We start from the raw sequence: 19,658 nt of genomic DNA, 5'->3' as shown, positions 1-19,658 counted from the left end.
GAGGACGCGATGACGACGCTGCGGGACCGGATGAAGGCGCTGGTGCCGGCACCGGTGGTGACCGGGGTGCGGCACTCCCTGGTCCGGTACGGGGAACGCACCAGCCATCGGCGCCCGCTGCCGGACTTCCTCATCATCGGTACCAAGCGGGGCGGCACGACCTCGCTCTGGCGCTACCTGCTGTCGCACCCGCTGGTGCCCCGACTCTTCCCGGCCTGGAACACGAAGACCTCGCACTACTTCGAGGACACCTACGCCCGTGGCGAGGCCTGGTACCGGTCGCACTTCCCGACGCTGCGGCAGCGGCAGGCACTGGAACGCCGGCACGGCGGGCCGACCCGGGTGGGCGAGGCGGCGCCGCTGTACATGTTCCACCCGCTCGCCCCGCAGCGGGTGGCCGGGCTGATCCCGTCGGTGAAGCTGATCGTGCTGTTGCGCGACCCGGTGGAGCGGGCGTACTCGCACTGGAAGGAACGGCGTACCGAGGGGGTCGAGCCATTGGGCTTCGCCGCCGCGCTTGCCGCCGAGGAGGAACGCACGGCGGGGGAGCGGGAGAGGCTGGTCGCGGATCCGACGTACGTGAGCAACGCCTACGACTGGTACAGCTACCGTGCCCGGGGCCGCTACCTGGAGCACCTGGAACCCTGGCTGGACCGCTTCGACCGGGAGCGGTTGCTGATCCTGCCGAGCGAGACGCTGTACCGGGAGCCGGCCGCCACCTACGGGCGGGTGCTGGAATTCCTCGCCCTGCCTCCGTACCAGCTCGACCGGTACGAGGTGTTCAACGACCGGCGCAGCAGCGCCATGGACCCGGCCGTGCGGGACGAGTTGACCCGGTACTACGCGCCGTACAACGAGGCCCTCGCCAAACGGCTGGGCATGACCTTCGAGTGGGGGAGCTGACCGTGGCGAGCGGAACCGGCACGAACGACGAGAGCGCGCCCGCGCACCGGAGCCGGGGGCCGCTGCACGCGGTGCGCTTCCGCCTGGTCGACGCCCCTGACTCGTACGGCGCGAAGCGCCGGGCGAAGCGGGCGCTGTGGCTGTCGGAGACCTTCCCGGAACTGGCCGAGATGACCGTGCTGGACCTGGGCGGCCGGGTGAGCAGCTGGACGAAGGTGCCGGTACGGCCGAAGCACGTGCACGTGGTGAACCTGGAACCGCTGCCGGCGGAGCTGCCCGACGGGATGGAGGCCGATCACGCCGACGCCTGCGAGTTGCCCCCGTCGATCCTGTCCCGCCGCTACGACCTGGTGTTCAGCAACAGCGTGCTGGAGCACGTGGGCGGGCACGAGCGTCGGCGGCGGATGGCCGAGGCGATCCGCGAACTGGCACCCCGGCACTGGGTGCAGACCCCGTACCGGTACTTTCCGGTCGAGCCGCACTGGGTGGCGCCCGGGATGCAGTTCCTCCCGGTGCCGGCCCGGGTGGCGATGGCCCGCAAGTGGCCGCTGGCGTACACCCCTGGAAAGTCCTGGGACGCCGCCATGAAGCAGGTCCTCACCACCGAGCTGATCGGCCGCGCCGAGATGCGCTACCTGTTTCCGGACTCGACGATCCGGGCGGAGCGAATGCTCGGCCTCACCAAGTCGATCATAGCGGTGCGGACTTCCTGACCCGCGCGCCGGATCTTTTGCTCCCGCTCCTGCTCGACCACGGCGGGCGGTCAGCCTGGCAGCGCGCTCGCCAGCGGGCGGGTGGCCGGACGCCAGGTGCTCGTGTCCGTACGGCGGGACGCGTCGGGCGGGGCACCGCCCCGGCCACCGGGCGTGACAGACTGACCGTCGTGTTGCGCTGGCTGACTGCAGGTGAATCGCACGGTCCCGCCCTCGTCGCCCTCATGGAGGGCGTACCCGCCGGGGTGGAGGTGACCTCCGCCGACATCGCCGACGAGTTGGCCCGCCGCCGGCTCGGCTACGGCCGGGGCGCCCGGATGGCGTTCGAGCAGGACGAGATCGAGATCATCGGCGGCCTACGGCACGGCGTCACGCTGGGCAGCCCGGTGGCGATCCGGGTCGGCAACTCCGAGTGGCCGAAGTGGCAGACCGTGATGGCCGCCGACCCGGTCGACCCGGAGGAGTTGGCCCGGCAGGCCCGTAACGCGCCGCTGACCCGGCCCCGTCCGGGCCACGCCGACCTGGCCGGCATGCAGAAGTACGGCCACACCGACGCCCGGCCGATCCTGGAGCGGGCCAGCGCGCGGGAGACCGCCGCCCGGGTCGCCGTCGGCACGGTGGCGAAGGCCCTGGTCAGGCAGACCCTCGGCATCGAGATCGTCTCGCACGTGGTGGAGCTCGGCCCGGTCGCCGCCACGCCGGGCCTGCGACCCACCCCGGAGGACGCCGCGCGGATCGACGCCGACCCGCTGCGCTGCCTCGACCCGGAGGCCAGCGCCCGGATGGTCGCCGAGGTCGACGCCGCGAAGAAGGACGCCGACACCCTCGGCGGGGTGGTCGAGGTGTTGGCGTACGGTGTCCCGCCGGGCCTGGGCAGCCACGTGCAGTGGGACCGCAAGCTCGACGCCCGGCTGGCCACCGCGCTGATGTCCATCCAGGCGATCAAGGGCGTGGAGATCGGCGACGGCTGGCAGCAGGCCCGCTCCCGGGGGTCCGCGGCGCACGACGAGATCGTGCCGAGCGCGACCGGTGTCCGCCGGGTCACCGACCGGGCCGGCGGCCTGGAGGGCGGCATCACCACCGGTGAGCCGCTGCGGGTGAAGGCCGCGATGAAGCCGATCTCCTCGCTGAACCGGGCCCTGGCGACGGTGGACGTGACCACCGGGGAGCCGGCCACCGCGATCAACCAGCGCTCCGACGTCTGCGCGGTGCCCGCCGCGGCGGTGGTCGCCGAGGCGATGGTGGCGCTGGTGCTCGCCGAGGCCGCCACCGAGAAGTTCGGCGGCGACTCGGTGGCGGAGATCCGGCGCAACCTCGCCGGCTACCTCGACGCCCTGGTGATCCGGTGACGAAGCCGGTCTGTGTGCTGGTGGGGGCGCCGGGTTCCGGCAAGACCACAGTCGGTGAGGAGTTGGCGACCCGGCTCGGGGTTGCCTTCCGGGACACCGACGCCGACATCGAGGCGATGGCCGGCAAGCCGATCCCGGAGATCTTCATCGACGAGGGGGAGGCGCACTTCCGTACCCTCGAACGGGCGGCGGTGGCGGCGGCGCTGGCCTCGCACGGCGGCGTGCTCGCCCTCGGCGGCGGCGCGGTCCTCGCGGAGGAGAACCGCGCCGCGCTGGTCGGGCACACCGTGGTGCATCTGTCGGTGGAACTGTCCGACGCGGTGCGGCGGGTCGGGCTCGGCGCCGGCCGGCCGCTGCTCGCGGTGAACCCCCGGGCCACCCTCAAGCACCTGATGGACCAGCGCCGTCCGCTCTACGCGCAGGTGGCGACCGCGACCGTGGTCACCGACGGGCGGACCCCGGAGGAGATCGCCGCCGAGATCGCCGGCCTGCTCAAGCCCTGACCGGCCCTGGCCCGCCCGGGATGCGCGGGCCGGCGGCGGCGTCCGTCAGTCGCCCGCGATCGTGTCGAGCACGTCGGCGAGCGCCTTCGGCGCGCTCAGCATCGGCCAGTGGCCGGTCGGTAGCCCGTGCGGGTCGGCACCGGCGAGCCCGGCGAAGAACGGGTGCCCCCCCGGCGATCATCGTCCGGGCCACCTCCACCGGGAAGGTGCAGACCACCAGCGCGGTCGGCACCGCCCGCCGCCGGTGCGCCGTACCCGGCGCGCGGCGGCTGCGGGGTGGACCGGCGGCGCAGCACGCCGTACGCGCTCACGCCGGCCGGCTGGTGAGCTGGGCGGACCGCACCCCAGGGTGAACCCGGGTGGGCCGCCAGGTCACCAGCACGGCCAGCGCGAGCAGGAGTTCGGCGAGGTCGCCGACGTAGTACATCAGGGTCGCCGCCGTGCGGGTCTGCGCCACCGTGGCCGAGGTGTCGACCAGCCCGGCGTACATCAGCTGGGCCAGCGCGGCGTGCGCGGCCACCGAGACGCCCAGCACGACGAGCCGGACCGGCACCGCCGGCCGGTGCGGGCCCGGGTCGGGACCGGCGATCGCCCAGGTGAACAGGTATCCGCTGGCCAGGAAGTGCGCCAGCACCAGCGTGTGCAGCGCCGGGTGGTCCAGGGTGGCCCGGTACAGCGGGGTCAGGTGCAGCGCGTACAGCCCGCCGACGGTGAGCAGCAGCCCGGTCACCGGGTGGGCGGCCACCCGTGTGACCGGGTGGCGCAGCGCCCGGACGAGCGCCCGGCCGCGTCGCCGGTGCAGCACCCGCAGGGCGAGGGTGCCGGGTGCGCCGAGCACCAGCCCGAGCGGCGCCAGCATGCCGACCAGCAGGTGCCGCCACATGTGTCCGACCAGATCGTGGCCGGGGACCAGTAGCGCCACCGCGAGCAGCGCGCTTCCCGCGCCGAAACTCGCCGTCCGCCAGTGGCTCCAGCCGCCGCGTCCGGCGTCGCGTTCGCGCAGCGCGGCGGCCAGGTACACCCAGAAAACCAGCAGTGGTACGAGCAGCGGCGGTCCGACGGTGGCCCCGTGGTGCCCGCTCATCGCCGGTCGGGTGCGCGGAGGTCGACGGCGGTGGCCCGCCGCTGCACCGCCCAGCCCACCGCCACCAGGGCGACACCGAGCAGCAGGAAGCCGACGTCCCAGGTGGTCTGGTGCGGGCCGCTGCGGACGTGGTGGATGCCGAGCAGGTGGTGGTTGACGATCCCCTCGACGAGGTTGAACAGTCCCCAACCGACCAGCGCCCACCCCCACAGCGCCGCGGACCGCCAGAGCCGGCCCCGGGAACGGGTGACGCGGGCGTACAGCAGGGCCAGGCCGGTGAGCACCGCGACCCAGGTGACCACGTGGAACAGCCCGTCCCAGAGGGTGTTCATCTGCAGGCCGGGCACGCTGTCCACCGGGTACGCCCTCACCCCGATGTTGTCGTCGCCGGTGCTGCTGAGCAGGTGGTGCCACTGGAGCACCTGGTGCAGGACGATGCCGTCGACGAACCCGCCGAGGCCGACGCCGAGGATGGTGGCGGGCAGCCGGATGTCGGCGGCGTCGATGCTGGTGCTGGCCATGGGGTCCTCCCGCGTCGTGGGGCCGGTCCCGTTCCGCCCTGCCCCCGTGCACACCGGTGAAACGTCCCGGCCGTCACCGTCGTGACGATCGACGGTCACGGGTGCCACCAGATGGACGGGCGGCCGTGCCGGCGCGGGATTCTGCACTAGGCTCGCGGCGATGAACGAGGTGACCCGGATTCCGGTCGGCGGCGAGCGGCCGTACGACGTGCTGGTGGGACGTGACCTGCTGGGTGAGTTGCCCGAGCTGCTGCCCGGCGCGACCCGGGTGGCGGTGCTGTACGCGCCGCCGCTGAAGGAGCTGGCCGACGCGCTGGCCGAGCGGCTCGGCGCGGCGGGCGTCAGCCCGCTGCCGATCGAGGTGCCCGACGCCGAGGCGGGCAAGCGGATCGAGGTGGCGGCGGGCTGCTGGGAGCGGCTGGGCGCGGCCGGCTTCACCCGTACCGACGCGGTGGTCGGCGTGGGCGGCGGCGCGGTGACGGACCTGGCCGGTTTTGTCGCGGCCTGCTGGCTGCGCGGGGTGCGCTGGGTGCCGGTGGCGACCTCGCTGCTGGGCATGGTCGACGCCGCCGTGGGCGGCAAGACCGGGGTGAACACCGCCGCCGGCAAGAATCTGGTCGGCGCGTTCCACCCGCCGGTCGGGGTCCTGGCCGACCTGGCCACCCTGGACAGCCTTCCCGTGACCGACCTGGCCGCCGGGCTGGCCGAGGTGGTCAAGTGCGGTTTCATCGCCGACCCGGTGATTCTCGACCTGATCGAGGGTGACCCGACCGCCGCCACCGACGCGGCCGGGCCGGTGGTCCGCGAGCTGATCGAGCGGGCGATCCGGGTCAAGGCCGGTGTGGTCTCCGGTGACCTGCGCGAGTCGGGGGTGCGGGAGGTGCTCAACTACGGGCACACGCTGGCGCACGCGATCGAGAAGGTGGAGGACTACCGCTGGCGGCACGGGCACGCCGTGTCGGTGGGCATCGTCTACGCCGGCACGCTGGCCCGGCTGGCCGGGCGGCTGGACGCGGCCACCGCCGAGCGGCACCGTACCGTGCTGGCCGCGCTGGGGCTGCCCACCGGCTATCCGGCCGACGCCTGGCCGGCGCTGCTGGCCGCGATGCGGGTCGACAAGAAGACCCGGGGCGCCACGCTGCGGTTCGTGGTGCTCGACGCGCTGGCCCGGCCGGCGATCCTGGAGGGCCCGGACGACGAGTTGCTGCACGCGGCCTACCGGGAGATCGTCTCATGAGGGTGTACGTGCTCAACGGGCCGAACCTGGGCAGGCTGGGCACCCGGCAGGTCGACGTGTACGGCGTGACCAGCTACGCCGACCTGGTGGACCTCTGCGTGGACACCGGCCGGGAGCTGGGGCTGGACGTGACGGTCCGGCAGACCGACGCCGAGCACGAGCTGGTCGGCTGGCTGCACGAGGCCGCCGACGAGGGCGCGGCGGTGGTGCTCAACCCGGCGGCCTGGTCGCACTACTCGATCGCGGTGCGGGACGCCTGCGCCATGTTGCGCGGCCCCCTGGTCGAGGTGCACATCTCCAACATCCACGCCCGGGAGGAGTTCCGGCACCACTCGGTGGTCTCCGCGGTGGCGACCGGGGTGATCTGCGGTCTCGGCGTGGACGGCTACCGGCTCGCCCTGCGTCACCTGGCCACCCGCTCCGACCCGAGGCCCTGAGCCCGTCGGGGTGACGAGGGTTACCGGCTGTTGTTCTGCTCACCGTGACGTCGCGCCGGGGTGGCCGGACGCGGGTACGGATTGTCCGGTCGTGCGCCCGAGGGGCGGGCAGGCGGCGGCACCGTCGCCGGTTCGACGCAGCTAGTAGACTTTCCAGGTCTGTCCGCCAATTGATGATCAAGGCAGGAAATGGCCACCACCAACGACCTGAAGAACGGCCTGGTACTCAACCTCGACGGGGAGCTCTGGTCCGTCGTCGAGTTCCAGCACGTCAAGCCCGGTAAGGGTGGTGCCTTCGTGCGTACCACCCTGAAGAACGTGCTGTCCGGCAAGGTGGTCGACAAGACCTTCAACGCGGGCACCAAGGTCGAGACCGCGACCGTCGACAAGCGCACCATGCAGTACCTCTACGCCGACGGCGAGGACTACGTCTTCATGGATCTGGAGACGTTCGACCAGATCACCGTCCCCGGCGGCACCGTCGGCGAGGCGGCGAACTACCTCCTTCCCGAGGCGGAGGCGACCGTCGCCACCCACGAGGGCGTGCCGCTCTACGTCGAGCTGCCCACCTCCGTCGTGCTGGAGGTCACCTACACCGAGCCGGGCCTGCAGGGCGACCGGTCGACCGGCGGCAACAAGCCGGCCACCGTCGAGACCGGTGCGACCGTGCAGGTGCCGCTCTTCATCACCACCGGCGAGAAGATCAAGGTCGACACCCGTGACGGCCGCTACCTCGGCCGAGCCTGATGGCCGAGGGTGCCAAACAGCAGATGCCGGCGCGCCGCAAGGCGCGTAAGCGGGCGCTGGACGTGCTCTTCGAGGCCGACCTGCGGGACCGGCCCCCGGTCGAGGTGCTCGCCGGGTACGTCGAGCGGATCGAGAAGCCACGGCCGGAGCACCTCAGCTATGCGGTCAGCCTGGTCGAGGGGGTGGCCGCGCACCTCGACCGGATCGACGAGGTGATCGGCAGCTACGCCGAGGGCTGGACGCTGGACCGGATGCCGGCGGTCGACCGTAACCTGGCCCGGATCGCTGTCTACGAGCTGCTCTACGTCGACGAGATCGACGACGCGGTGGCGATCAGTGAGGCGGTCGAGCTGGCCCGGCAGATGTCGACCGACGACTCGCCGCGCTTCCTCAACGGGGTGCTGGGCCGGATCGCCGAGTACGCGACCCGCTGACCGGCGTCCGCGACGGTCGGGTCGCGGCGGGGACGACGCGAAGGGCCCGTGCCGGACGGCACGGGCCCTCGACGGTGCGACAGCTCAGGACGCGAAGAACGCCCGCGGGTCGGCGACCAGCACACCGTGCTCGGTGAGCCGCTCGATCAGGCCCGACGGCGAGGCGTCGTAGACGATGGCGAGGGCCCGCAGGTCGTCGGCGCGGATGGAGAGCACCCGGCCGTTGTAGTCACCGCGCTGCTGCTGGATGGCGCGGGCGTACCGGGCGACGTAGGCGAGATCCTCGGAGGCCTCGTCGTAGAGCCGCTCCAGGTCCAGGACGATCTTGCTGGTGGGTTCGTGGCGGACCCCGCTGCCGTCGGGCAGCAGCTCCGAGACGGGAACGCGGTAGAAGTCAGCCAGCTCGGCCAGGCGGGAGACGGTGACGGCGCGGTCGCCGCGCTCGTACGAGCCGACCACCACGGCCTTCCACCGCCCGTTCGACTTCTCCTCCACCCCCTGCAGGGACAGGCCCTGCTGCTGGCGGATGGAGCGCAGGCGGGCGCCCAGCGACTTGGCGTATTCAGAGGGCATTCGGACACTCCCAGTGCTGCTACGGGGTTCTCCCAGCTATCGCTACGGAGCGTGACGGTACGGGGATTGCGACACGTGGTCAAGTGCTCGCGACCTTCCCGTTGCCGAGCGTGGGGAAAGTTATCCGCATTTGGCCGTCCTGATCCGGGGATCAGTGGGTACCCGACGGTCCCCCTCGTGACCGCTGGTAACGTGGCCCGAGACCTCGGCCCAGCTCACCCGAGCCGGGCGGAGGTGCCAGACGTCCTTTAACGACCCGTCCCGTGAGGCGGGGAAGGAGGTCCGCCGTGGCCTGCCCACCGGCTGTCCAGTCGTCAGTACCCCGACAACCCTCGGTGAAGGTGATCCTCGCCAGCGCCGACGTCCAGCGCGTCGTCGACCGGATCGCCCACCAGATCCTGGAGAAGACCCAGGGCGCCGCCGACACCGTCCTGCTCGGCATCCCCACCCGGGGCACCCCGCTCGCCCGGCGGCTCGCCGCCCGGATCAGCACCTTCGAGGACGTCGACGTGCCGGTTGGCGTGCTCGACATCACACTCTACCGCGACGACCTGCGCCGGCACGCCACCCGCGCGGTCGGCCCGACCCAGCTTCCGCCGGGCGGCATCGACGGCAAGCGGATCGTCCTCGTCGACGACGTGCTCTTCTCCGGCCGCACCGTCCGGGCCGCGCTCGACGCGCTGGGCGACGTCGGCCGCCCCGCCTCCGTGCAACTCGCCGTCCTGGTCGACCGCGGTCACCGCCAGTTGCCGATCCGCGCCGACTACGTCGGCAAGAACATCCCGACCGCGCTCGCCGAGAGCGTGAAGGTCACCCTCGTCGAGACCGACGGCGTCGACGAGGTCAGGCTGTACGGGGGTGCCAACCTGTGAGCGCGAGGAGTGCAGCGGAGCGGAGCCCCGCAGTCGCGAGCGAGAGGCAGGCCCTGTGAGCGCGAGGAGTGCAGCGGAGCGGAGCCCCGCAGTCGCGAGCGAGAGGTTGGTCCAGTGATCCGCCACCTGCTCTCCGGGGCCGACCCGGACCTGGCCACCGCCACCCAGATCCTCGACACCGCCGCCGAGATGGCCACCGTCGCCGGCCGCGAGGTCAAGAAGCTCCCCGCCCTGCGCGGCCGGACCGTGGTGAACCTCTTCTACGAGGACTCCACCCGCACCCGGATCTCCTTCGAGGCGGCGGCCAAGCGGCTCAGCGCCGACGTCATCAACTTCTCGGCCAAGGGCTCCAGCGTGGCCAAGGGGGAGAGCCTGAAGGACACCGCGCTCACCCTTCAGGCGATGGGGGCCGACGCGGTGGTCGTCCGGCACCCCGCCTCCGGCGCCCCACGCCGGCTGGCCGACTGGGTGGACGGGTCGGTGGTCAACGCCGGCGACGGCACCCACGAGCACCCCACCCAGGCGCTGCTCGACGCGTACACGATGCGGTCGCGGCTGGGCCGGCTCGCCGGCCTGCACGTCGCCATCGTCGGGGACGTGCTGCACTCCCGGGTGGCCCGCTCCAACGTGCTGCTGCTGTCCACCCTCGGCGCCAAGGTCACCCTGGTCGGCCCGCCGACCCTCATCCCGGTCGACATCGCGGCCGCGCTCGCTCCCGGCACGCTCGTCTCCTACGACCTCGACGCGGTGCTGCCGAACGTGGACGTGGTGATGATGCTGCGGGTGCAGCGGGAACGGATGAACGACTCCTACTTCCCCTCCGCCCGCGAGTACGCCCGCCGCTACGGGCTGGACGGCCCGCGCATGCGACGGTTGCCGGACCACGCGGTCGTCATGCACCCCGGCCCGATGAACCGGGGCATGGAGATCACGCCCGAGGTCGCCGACTCGCCCCGCTCCACCATCGTCGAACAGGTCGCCAACGGGGTCTCCGTGCGGATGGCCGTCCTCTACCTGCTGCTCGGAGGGAACAACCTGTGACCTCGTACCTGATCAAGGGCGTGAGCGTCGTCGGCGCCGCGCCGACCGATCTGCTGATCCGCGACGGCGTCGTCGCGCAGACCGGCGCCGGCCTCACCGCGCCGGACGCCACCGTGATCGACGCGACCGGGCTGGTCGCCCTGCCCGGCCTGGTCGACCTGCACACCCACCTGCGCGAACCGGGCCGGGAGGACGCCGAGACGGTCGAGTCCGGCTCCCGCGCGGCGGCGCTCGGCGGTTACACCGCCGTCTGCGCGATGGCGAACACCTCCCCGGTCGCGGACACCGCCGGTGTGGTCGAGCAGGTCTGGCGGCTCGGCCGGGAGGCCGGGCTGGTCGACGTGCAGCCGATCGGGGCGGTCACCGTCGGCCTGGCCGGCGAGCGGCTGGCCGAGCTGGGCGCGATGGCGGACTCCGCCGCCCGGGTACGGATCTTCTCCGACGACGGGCACTGCGTCGCCGACCCCCGGCTGATGCGCCGGGCGCTGGAGTACGTCAAGGCGTTCGACGGGATCATCGCCCAGCACGCCGAGGAGCCCCGGCTCACCGAGGGCGCGCAGATGCACGAGGGCGAGGTCTCCACCCGGCTCGGTTTGACCGGCTGGCCGGCGGTCGCCGAGGAGGCGATCATCGCCCGCGACGTGCTGCTCGCCGAGCACGTCGGCAGTCGGTTGCACGTCTGCCACGTGTCCACGGCGGGCAGCGTCGAGGTGCTGCGCCAGGCCAAGGCGCGCGGGGTCCGGGTCACCGCCGAGGTCACCCCGCACCACCTGCTGCTCACCGACGACAGGGCGGCAACCTACGACCCGGTCTACAAGGTCAACCCGCCGCTGCGTACCGCCACCGACGTCGCCGCCCTGCGCGCCGCGCTGGTCGAGGGTGTCATCGACGTGGTCGCCACCGACCACGCCCCGCACGCGGTGGAGGACAAGGAGTGCGAGTGGGCGTACGCCCGGCCGGGCATGCTCGGCCTGGAGACCGCGCTCTCCATCGCCCTCGACGTGCTCGGCCCCGAGTGGGACCTGATCGCCGAGCGGATGTCCCGCGTGCCGGCCCGGATCGCCGGGCTCGACGGGCACGGCCTCGACCCGGCGCCCGGTGTACCGGCCAACCTCACCCTGGTCGACCCGGCCGCCCGCCGGGTCGTCGAGCCGGCGGAGCTGGCCAGCCGTAGTCGCAACACCCCGTACGCCCGCATGACGCTGCCCGGTCGCATCGTGGCGACCTTCCTGCGCGGCGAGCCGACGGTCCTGGACGGAAAGGCTGTCAAGTAAATGGCGAAGCGTAGATCCGCGATCCTGGTTCTGGAGGACGGCCGGACCTTCCACGGCGAGGCGTACGGCAGCGTCGGCGAGACCTTCGGCGAGGCGGTCTTCAACACCGGCATGACCGGTTACCAGGAGACCCTGACCGACCCGTCGTACCACCGCCAGGTGGTGGTGCAGACCGCGCCGCACATCGGCAACACCGGCGTCAACGGCGAGGACGACGAGTCGTCCCGGATCTGGGTCGCCGGGTACGTGGTGCGCGACCCGGCCCGGATCGGCTCCAACTGGCGGGCCACCGGCGGGCTGGAGGACCGGCTCGCCGCCGAGGGCGTGGTCGGCGTCTGCGGCGTGGACACCCGGGCACTCACCCGGCACCTGCGCGAGCGGGGCGCGATGCGGGTCGGCATCTCCAGCGTCGACGACGACCCGCGCGCCCTGCTGGCCCGGGTCCGCCAGTCGCCGCCGATGGTCGGCGCGGACCTCTCCGCCGAGGTGAGCACCGCCGAACCGTACGTGGTGCCGGCGCAGGGCGCGCACCGGTTCACCGTCGCCGCCCTGGACCTGGGCATCAAGCGCAACGTGCCGCGCCGGCTCGCCGCCCGTGGGGTCACCACGCACGTGCTGCCGGCCGGCTCCACCATCGACGACCTGCTCGCCACCGGCGCCGACGCGGTGTTCTTCTCGCCCGGTCCGGGCGACCCGGCCACCGCCGACGGCCCGGTCGCCTTGGCCCGGCAGGTGCTGGGCCGGCGGATCCCGCTGTTCGGCATCTGCTTCGGCAGCCAGATCCTCGGCCGGGCGCTCGGCTTCGGCACCTACAAGCTCGGCTACGGCCACCGGGGCATCAACCAGCCGGTGCTCGACCGGGCCACCGGCAAGGTCGAGGTGACCAGCCACAACCACGGCTTCGCCGTGCGGGTGCCGGGCGCGCAGGTTGGGGCCGTGGTGCCCGACCAGGTGATCGAGACCGAGTTCGGCGGTGTCCAGGTCTCGCACGTCTGCCTCAATGACAACGTGGTCGAGGGGCTGCGGGCCAAGGACGTGCCCGCCTTCACCGTCCAGTACCACCCGGAGGCGGCGGCCGGCCCGCACGACGCGGACTACCTCTTCGACCGCTTCGCCGAGCTCATCGAAGGCGGAAAGAATGCCTAAGCGCACCGACCTCAAACACATCCTGGTGATCGGCTCGGGGCCGATCGTGATCGGTCAGGCCTGCGAGTTCGACTACTCCGGCACCCAGGCCTGCCGGGTGCTGCGCAGCGAGGGGATCCGGGTCAGCCTGGTCAACTCGAACCCGGCCACCATCATGACCGACCCGGAGTTCGCCGACGCCACCTACGTCGAGCCGATCACCCCCGAGTTCGTCGAGCTGGTCATCGCCCGGGAACGTCCCGACGCCCTGCTGCCCACCCTCGGCGGGCAGACCGCGCTGAACACGGCGGTCGCCCTGCACGAGGCGGGCGTGCTCGACAAGTACGGCGTGGAGCTGATCGGCGCGAACATCGAGGCGATCCACCGCGGCGAGGACCGGCAACTGTTCAAGGACATCGTCGCCAAGGCGGGTGCCCGCATCGGCGTCGAGGACCCGGCCGCGCTGGTACCCCGCTCCCGGGTCTGCCACTCGATGGCCGAGGTCGAGGCGACCGTGGCCGAGTTGGGCCTGCCGGTGGTGATCCGGCCGTCGTTCACCATGGGTGGCCTCGGCTCCGGCATGGCGCACACCGACGAGGACCTGGCGCGCATCGCCGGCGCCGGCCTGGCCGCCAGCCCGGTGCACGAGGTGCTCATCGAGGAGAGCGTGCTCGGCTGGAAGGAGTACGAGCTCGAACTGATGCGCGACCGCCACGACAACGTGGTGGTGGTCTGCTCGATCGAGAACGTCGACCCGATGGGCGTGCACACCGGCGACAGCGTCACCGTGGCCCCGGCCATGACGCTGACCGACCGGGAGTACCAGCGGCTGCGGGATCTCGGCATCGCGGTGCTGCGCGAGGTCGGGGTGGACACCGGCGGCTGCAACATCCAGTTCGCGGTCAACCCGGCCGACGGCCGGATCGTCGTGATCGAGATGAATCCGCGGGTGTCCCGTTCCTCGGCGCTGGCCTCGAAGGCCACCGGCTTCCCGATCGCGAAGATCGCCGCGAAGCTGGCCATCGGCTACACCCTGGACGAGATCCCGAACGACATCACCCGCAAGACCCCGGCGGCGTTCGAGCCGACGCTGGACTACGTGGTGGTGAAGATTCCCCGGTTCGCGTTCGAGAAGTTCCCCGGCGCGGACCCGGAGCTGACCACCACGATGAAGTCGGTCGGCGAGGCGATGAGCCTCGGGCGCAACTTCACCGAGGCGCTCAACAAGGCGATGCGGTCGATGGAGACGAAGGCGGCCGGCTTCTGGACGCTGCCGGATCGGGCCGTCGCCGCCGCGACCGGCGTCGACCCGGCCGACGTGACGAGGCAGAGCACCCTCGCCGCGCTGCGGACGCCGCACGACGGCCGGCTCTACACCGTCGAGCGGGCGCTGCGCCTGGGCGCCTCCGTCGCCGAGGTGGCCGAGGCGTCCGGGATGGACCCGTGGTTCCTGGACCAGATCGCCGCGCTGGTCGAGCTGCGCGCGGAGATCGTGGCCGCGCCGGTGCTCGACGCCGACCTGCTGCGCCGGGCCAAGCGGGCCGGCCTGTCCGACCGGCAGCTCGCCGCGCTCCGGCCGGAGCTGGCCGCCGAGGACGGGGTACGCACGCTGCGGCACCGCCTGGGTGTGCGCCCGGTCTACAAGACGGTGGACACCTGCGCCGCCGAGTTCGAGGCGACCACCCCCTACCACTACTCGACGTACGAGTCGGAAACCGAGGTGGCGCCCTCCGCGCGACCGAAGGTGATCATCCTGGGGTCCGGGCCGAACCGGATCGGCCAGGGCATCGAGTTCGACTACTCCTGCGTGCACGCGGTACAGGCGCTGCGCGGCGCGCCCACCGGCGCGGCCGCGTCCGGCGCCGACGGCACCGGCTTCGAGACCGTGATGGTCAACTGCAACCCGGAGACGGTCTCCACCGACTACGACACCGCCGACCGGCTCTACTTCGAGCCGCTCACCTTCGAGGACGTGCTGGAGGTCTGGCACGCCGAGGACTCCTCCGGGAGAGCGGCCGGCGGGCCGGGCGTGGTCGGGATGGTCGTGCAGCTCGGCGGGCAGACCCCGCTGGGGCTGGCGCAGCGGCTCAAGGACGCGGGCGTGCCGGTGGTCGGCACCTCGCCGGAGTCGATCCACCTGGCCGAGGAGCGGGGCGCGTTCGGCGCGGTGCTGGCCCGGGCCGGGCTGCGCGCCCCGGCGCACGGCACGGCCACCTCGTACGACGAGGCGAAGGCGATCGCCGACGAGATCGGTTACCCGGTGCTGGTGCGACCGTCGTACGTGCTGGGCGGGCGGGGCATGGAGATCGTCTACGACGACGCCACGTTGCGCGACTACATCGGCCGGGCCACCGACATCTCCCCGGACCACCCGGTGCTGGTCGACCGGTTCCTCGACGACGCCATCGAGATCGACGTGGACGCGCTCTGCGACGCCGACGGCGAGGTCTACCTGGGCGGCGTGATGGAGCACATCGAGGAGGCCGGCATCCACTCCGGTGACTCCTCCTGCGTGCTGCCGCCGATCACCCTGGCCGGCTCACACCTGGCGCAGGTACGCCGTTACACCGAGGCGATCGCCCGTGGGGTCGGCGTGCGGGGTCTGCTCAACGTCCAGTACGCGCTCAAGGACGACATGCTGTACGTGCTGGAGGCCAACCCTCGGGCCTCCCGTACCGTCCCGTTCGTCTCCAAGGCCACGGCGGTGCCGCTGGCCAAGGCGGCGGCCCGGATCGCGCTCGGCGCCACCATCGCCGAACTGCGGGCCGAGGGGATGCTCCCGCCCACCGGGGACGGCGGTGCCATGCCGGTCGACGCCCCGATCGCGGTGAAGGAGGCGGTGCTGCCGTTCAAGCGGTTCCGCACCCCGTCGGGCAAGGGCGTGGACTCGCTGCTCGGTCCGGAGATGAAGTCCACCGGCGAGGTGATGGGTATCGACACCGGCTTCGGGCACGCCTTCGCCAAGTCACAGGCCGCCGCGTACGGCTCGCTGCCCACCGCCGGCCGGATCTTCGTCTCGGTCGCCAACCGGGACAAGCGCGGGATGATCTTCCCGATCAAGCGCCTGGCCGACCTGGGCTTCGAGATCGTGGCCACCACCGGCACGGCGGAGGTGCTGCGCCGGCACGGCATCGCCTGCGAGCAGATCCGCAAGCACTACGAGTCCGGCGAGGGCGACGACGCGGTGTCGATGATCCTCGGCGGGGACGTGGCGCTGGTGGTGAACACTCCGCAGGGTTCCGGCGCGAGCGCCCGTTCCGACGGGTACGAGATCCGCAGCGCGGCGGTGACGGCGGACATCCCCTGCATCACCACGGTTCCCGGCGCCGCGGCGGCGGTGATGGGCATCGAGGCGCGCATCCGCGGCGACATGCAGGTCCGCCCGTTGCAGGAACTGCACGCCGCCCTGCGGGCCGGCGAGTGATGTTCGAGCAGACCCTTCGACCGCTGCTGTTCCGGATCGGGGCGGGCGACGCGGAGGCGGCGCACGAGTGGACACTGCGGCGGCTGGCGGGGCTGTCCCGGCGGCCGGCCGCGCTCGCCGCGCTGCGCGCCCGCTACCTGGTGCGGGCGCCGCGGACCGTGTTCGGGGTGGAGTTCCCGAACCCGGTCGGGCTGGCCGCCGGGATGGACAAGAACGGTGTCGCGTTGCCGGCCTGGCCGGCGCTCGGCTTCGGCTTCGTCGAGGTCGGCACGGTCACCGCGTACGGCCAGCCGGGCAACCCCCGGCCCCGGCTGTTCCGGCTGCGCGACAGCGAGGCCGTGGTCAACCGGATGGGCTTCAACAACGCCGGCGCCCAGGCCCTGGCGGAGCGCCTGGCGGCGCTGCCCCGCCCGCTCGGGGTGCCGTTGGGCATCTCGCTGGGCAAGTCCAGGGTGACCCCGCTGGAGGACGCGGTCGAGGACTACCTCACCTCGTACCGGGCACTGCGCGCGCACGGCGACTACTTCGCGGTGAACGTCTCCTCGCCGAACACCCCCGGCCTGCGCAGCCTCCAGGACAAGGCCCACCTCGACGCCCTGTTGGCCGCTCTGGTGGGCGAGAAGCCGGTGCTGGTGAAGATCGCCCCGGACCTCACCGAACCGGCCATCGCCGAGCTGCTGGAGGTCTGCCTGGCCCGGGGCGCGGCCGGGGTCATCGCCACCAACACCACACTGTCCCGCGACGGCCTCGCCCCGGCCGACCGGGACCGCGGCACCGAGGCCGGCGGGCTCTCCGGCCGGCCGCTCACCGGCCGGGCCCGGGAGGTGGTGGCCTTCGTGCACGCCGAGACCGGCGGGCGGCTGCCGGTCGTCGGGGTGGGCGGCATCCTCGACCCGGACGACGCGGCCCGGATGTTCGACGCCGGCGCCAGCCTGGTGCAGCTCTACACCGGCCTCATCTACCGGGGGCCGACACTGGTCAGGGCCGTGGCACGGGCCGCCGCGCCGGCCACGGTCGGGTGAGGCGGCCGGCCCGGCCGGCGACCGTCGAGGGTACGGAGGAGGGCACGTGACGCCCGAGGAGATCCTGGCCGCCGACCGGGCGCACGTCTGGCACCCGTACGCGACGCTGCCGCCGGCCGCGCCGCCGTACGTGGTGCGCGGCGCCGAGGGCGTACGCCTGCGGCTGGCCGACGGCCGGGAGTTGGTCGACGGCATGTCGTCCTGGTGGGCGGCGATCCACGGCTACCGGCATCCGGTGCTCGACGCGGCCGTGGTGGAGCAGCTCGGCCGGATGAGCCACGTGATGTTCGGCGGGCTCACCCACGAGCCGGCCGTCCGGCTGGCGCGCACCCTGGTCGAGCTGGCCCCCGACGGCCTGGAGCACGTCTTCCTGGCCGACAGCGGGTCGGTCGGCGTCGAGGTGGCGGTCAAGATGTGCCTGCAGTACCAGCGGGCGACCGGCCGGCCGGAGCGCCGCAGGCTGGGCACCTGGCGGGGCGGGTACCACGGCGACACGTTCCACCCGATGAGCGTCTGCGACCCGGTGGGGGGCATGCACCATCTCTGGGGCGACGTGCTGCCCCGGCAGGTCTTCGCTCCCGCTCCGCCCGGCGGCTTCGACGACGATCCCGACCCGGCGTACCTGGCGGCGTTGACCGACGCGGTGCGAGAGCACGCCCACGAGTTGGCCGCGGTGATCGTCGAGCCGGTGGTGCAGGGCGCGGGCGGGATGCGCTTCCACCATCCGGGCTATCTGCGGGCGCTGCGCGAGGTGACCCGGGCCCACGGGGTGTTGCTGGTCTTCGACGAGATCGCCACCGGCTTCGGTCGCACCGGCGCGATGTTCGCCGCCGAACACGCCGGGGTGAGCCCGGACGTGCTCTGCGTGGGCAAGGCGCTCACCGGCGGCTATCTGACCCTGGCCGCGGTGCTCTGCACGCCGGAGATCGCCCGGGGCATCTCCGCGGCCGGTGTGCTGGCCCACGGGCCGACCTTCATGGGCAACCCGCTCGCCTGCGCGGTCGCCAACGCCTCCCTGGGGCTGCTGCGCGCCGGTGACTGGGCGGCCCAGGTATCCCGGGTGGGAGCGGGGCTGCGGGCCGGTCTGGAGCCGCTGCGGGGCGCTCCCGGGGTGGCCGACGTGCGGGTGCTGGGCGCGATCGGGGTGGTGCAGCTCGACCACGAGGTGGATATGGGGGCGGCGACCTCCGCGGCCGTCGCCCAGGGGGTGTGGCTGCGCCCGTTCCGGGACCTGATCTACACCATGCCGCCGTACGTCACCGACGACGCCGACCTGGCCCGGATCACGGCCGGGATCGCCGCGGCGGTACGGGCCGGCTGAGGGCGGCCGGCGGGCGACGGTCTCGGCGTAGGCCGGTGCGGGCAGGACGGGAGCGGCGGGTGCCGGTCCCGGAGCGAAACGTGAGGAGAGAGAGCGACGGATGGAGACCTTCGGCGCCCGGCTGCACCGGGCCGTGACCGAGCGGGGACCGCTCTGCGTGGGCATCGACCCGCATCCCGGGCTGCTGGCCCGCTGGGGACTGCCGGACGACGTCGACGGGCTGGACCGCTTCGCCCGGACGGTGGTCGAGGCGATCGGTGACCGGGTCGCGGTCGTCAAGCCCCAGTCGGCGTTCTTCGAGCGCTTCGGTGCCCGGGGTGTCGAGATTCTTGAGTCAACTATCCGACAGTTGCGCGAATCCGGGGCGCTCGTTCTGCTGGACGTCAAGCGTGGCGACATCGGTTCGACCGTCGCCGCGTACGCCTCGGCGTACCTCGACCCGGCCGCGCCGTTGTACGTCGACGCGGTCACCGCCAGCCCCTACCTGGGCGTCGGCGCGCTGGCCCCGATGTTCGAGCTGGCGCAGGCGCACGGCGGCGGCGTCTTCGTGCTGGCGCTCACCTCGAACCCGCAGGGAGCGCAGGTGCAGCGGGCCAGGGCCGCCGACGGGCGTACCGTCGCGCAGACGGTGATCGACGAGATTTCCCAGCTCAACGCGGGTGCGCAGCCGCTGGGCAGCTTCGGTTTGGTGGTGGGGGCCACGGTCGGGGAGACCGGCCACGACCTGTCCCGGGTCAACGGTCCGTTGCTCGCCCCGGGGCTCGGCGCGCAGGGCGCGACGGCCGCCGACCTGCGGGCGGTGTTCGGGTCGAGCCTGCCCTCGGTGCTCCCCTCGTACTCCCGCGAGGTGCTGGGGGCGGGCCCGGATCCGGCCGCCCTGCGGGCCGCCGTGGAGCGCGTCCTGGCCGACTGCCGGGGTGTTCTGGCTGACTGATGGCTCGGTCACTTTACGTTGATCTTCGCGCGCCCACGTTGCCGAAAGCTCCGGCGACCGCTAGTTTTCCCCGCGCTGGTAACCATGGACCCCTTTGGTTGCCAGCGACACCACGTTTCACAGAGCGGCGGCGCGTCCCGCCCG

Annotated in this window: 19 protein-coding genes; 16 read left to right on the top strand and 3 right to left on the bottom strand. The window is 72.8% G+C overall.

Features of this window, described 5'->3' with window-relative positions; genetic code table 11:
* The first annotated feature begins 9 nt into the window (after nucleotides 1-9).
* The 4 genes from E1165_RS06935 to E1165_RS06920 all read left to right on the top strand — a co-directional run bounded on the left by E1165_RS06935 (nucleotide 10) and on the right by E1165_RS06920 (nucleotide 3,468).
* Nucleotides 10-903 carry a sulfotransferase domain-containing protein gene (locus E1165_RS06935; RefSeq protein ID WP_132388883.1) on the top strand — a complete coding sequence of 298 codons (894 nt, stop codon included), beginning with the start codon at nucleotides 10-12 and terminating at the stop codon, nucleotides 901-903.
* Nucleotides 904-1,073: 170 nt separating this feature from the next.
* The gene (locus E1165_RS06930; protein WP_371687310.1) at nucleotides 1,074-1,616 is read left to right on the top strand and encodes a class I SAM-dependent methyltransferase; all 543 of its coding nucleotides are present in this window, start codon (nucleotides 1,074-1,076) and stop codon (nucleotides 1,614-1,616) included.
* 170 nt (nucleotides 1,617-1,786) lie between these two features.
* Nucleotides 1,787-2,965 (top strand): chorismate synthase, encoded by a 1,179-nt coding sequence (aroC, locus tag E1165_RS06925; protein WP_132388881.1) that lies wholly within the window; start codon nucleotides 1,787-1,789, stop codon nucleotides 2,963-2,965.
* Complete coding sequence (locus E1165_RS06920) at nucleotides 2,962-3,468, top strand: shikimate kinase (protein ID WP_132388879.1); 507 nt, start codon at nucleotides 2,962-2,964, stop codon at nucleotides 3,466-3,468. The genes aroC and E1165_RS06920 overlap by 4 nt, the downstream gene beginning before the upstream one ends.
* Before the next feature lie 307 nt (nucleotides 3,469-3,775).
* Here the strand turns inward: E1165_RS06920 and E1165_RS06915 are convergent, their stop codons facing one another.
* Together E1165_RS06915 and E1165_RS06910 are read right to left on the bottom strand one after the other, a co-directional pair.
* Nucleotides 3,776-4,552, bottom strand: coding sequence for a cytochrome c oxidase assembly protein (locus E1165_RS06915; RefSeq protein ID WP_132388877.1), 777 nt, complete (start codon nucleotides 4,550-4,552; stop codon nucleotides 3,776-3,778).
* On the bottom strand, nucleotides 4,549-5,073 hold the full coding sequence (locus tag E1165_RS06910) for a DUF2243 domain-containing protein (RefSeq protein WP_132388875.1): 525 nt from the start codon (nucleotides 5,071-5,073) through the stop codon (nucleotides 4,549-4,551). The genes E1165_RS06915 and E1165_RS06910 overlap by 4 nt, the downstream gene beginning before the upstream one ends.
* Nucleotides 5,074-5,233: 160 nt before the next feature.
* Between E1165_RS06910 and aroB the strand changes: the two genes are divergently transcribed.
* From aroB to nusB, 4 genes are all read left to right on the top strand, one after another.
* Nucleotides 5,234-6,310 (top strand): 3-dehydroquinate synthase, encoded by a 1,077-nt coding sequence (gene aroB / locus E1165_RS06905; protein ID WP_132388873.1) that lies wholly within the window; start codon nucleotides 5,234-5,236, stop codon nucleotides 6,308-6,310.
* Nucleotides 6,307-6,747, top strand: coding sequence for a type II 3-dehydroquinate dehydratase (gene aroQ, locus E1165_RS06900; protein WP_132388871.1), 441 nt, complete (start codon nucleotides 6,307-6,309; stop codon nucleotides 6,745-6,747). The genes aroB and aroQ overlap by 4 nt, the downstream gene beginning before the upstream one ends.
* 189 nt (nucleotides 6,748-6,936) lie before the next feature.
* On the top strand, nucleotides 6,937-7,494 hold the full coding sequence (gene efp, locus E1165_RS06895) for an elongation factor P (RefSeq protein WP_132388869.1): 558 nt from the start codon (nucleotides 6,937-6,939) through the stop codon (nucleotides 7,492-7,494).
* A gap of 23 nt (nucleotides 7,495-7,517) precedes the next feature.
* Nucleotides 7,518-7,928, top strand: a complete 411-nt coding sequence (nusB, locus tag E1165_RS06890) for a transcription antitermination factor NusB (protein ID WP_207916682.1) — start codon at nucleotides 7,518-7,520, stop codon at nucleotides 7,926-7,928.
* An 84-nt stretch (nucleotides 7,929-8,012) separates the two neighbouring features.
* On the opposite strand, the gene E1165_RS06885 is transcribed toward nusB, so the two are convergent.
* Entirely contained in the window at nucleotides 8,013-8,501 is a 489-nt protein-coding gene (locus E1165_RS06885; protein ID WP_013285505.1) for a transcriptional regulator, read from the bottom strand.
* Between the two features lie 287 nt (nucleotides 8,502-8,788).
* On the opposite strand from E1165_RS06885, the gene pyrR reads away from it, so the two are divergent.
* From pyrR to pyrF, 8 genes are all read left to right on the top strand, one after another.
* Nucleotides 8,789-9,373 carry a bifunctional pyr operon transcriptional regulator/uracil phosphoribosyltransferase PyrR gene (gene pyrR, locus E1165_RS06880; protein ID WP_132388865.1) on the top strand — a complete coding sequence of 195 codons (585 nt, stop codon included), beginning with the start codon at nucleotides 8,789-8,791 and terminating at the stop codon, nucleotides 9,371-9,373.
* 114 nt (nucleotides 9,374-9,487) lie between these two features.
* Nucleotides 9,488-10,414: an aspartate carbamoyltransferase catalytic subunit gene (locus E1165_RS06875; RefSeq protein ID WP_132388863.1), complete on the top strand. Its 927-nt coding sequence runs from the start codon at nucleotides 9,488-9,490 to the stop codon at nucleotides 10,412-10,414.
* Nucleotides 10,411-11,688, top strand: coding sequence for a dihydroorotase (locus E1165_RS06870; protein WP_132388861.1), 1,278 nt, complete (start codon nucleotides 10,411-10,413; stop codon nucleotides 11,686-11,688). The genes E1165_RS06875 and E1165_RS06870 overlap by 4 nt, the downstream gene beginning before the upstream one ends.
* A complete protein-coding gene (carA, locus tag E1165_RS06865) occupies nucleotides 11,689-12,834 on the top strand; it encodes a glutamine-hydrolyzing carbamoyl-phosphate synthase small subunit (protein WP_132388859.1) in 1,146 nt (381 codons plus the stop codon).
* The gene (gene carB, locus E1165_RS06860) at nucleotides 12,827-16,237 is read left to right on the top strand and encodes a carbamoyl-phosphate synthase large subunit (RefSeq protein WP_132388857.1); all 3,411 of its coding nucleotides are present in this window, start codon (nucleotides 12,827-12,829) and stop codon (nucleotides 16,235-16,237) included. The genes carA and carB overlap by 8 nt, the downstream gene beginning before the upstream one ends.
* On the top strand, nucleotides 16,237-17,259 hold the full coding sequence (locus E1165_RS06855) for a quinone-dependent dihydroorotate dehydrogenase (protein ID WP_371687309.1): 1,023 nt from the start codon (nucleotides 16,237-16,239) through the stop codon (nucleotides 17,257-17,259). Before carB ends, E1165_RS06855 begins: the two co-directional genes overlap by 1 nt.
* Nucleotides 17,260-17,305: 46 nt before the next feature.
* The gene (locus E1165_RS06850; protein ID WP_132388853.1) at nucleotides 17,306-18,580 is read left to right on the top strand and encodes an adenosylmethionine--8-amino-7-oxononanoate transaminase; all 1,275 of its coding nucleotides are present in this window, start codon (nucleotides 17,306-17,308) and stop codon (nucleotides 18,578-18,580) included.
* Nucleotides 18,581-18,680: 100 nt separating this feature from the next.
* Entirely contained in the window at nucleotides 18,681-19,514 is an 834-nt protein-coding gene (gene pyrF, locus E1165_RS06845; RefSeq protein ID WP_132388851.1) for an orotidine-5'-phosphate decarboxylase, read from the top strand.
* Nucleotides 19,515-19,658 lie beyond the last annotated feature (144 nt).

The organism is Micromonospora sp. KC723, from assembly GCF_004348595.1.
In the GTDB taxonomy this organism is placed as follows: Bacteria; Actinomycetota; Actinomycetes; order Mycobacteriales; family Micromonosporaceae; genus Micromonospora.
Note: the sequence above shows the minus strand (reverse complement) of the source record. Positions and strands in the feature narration are given on the sequence as shown.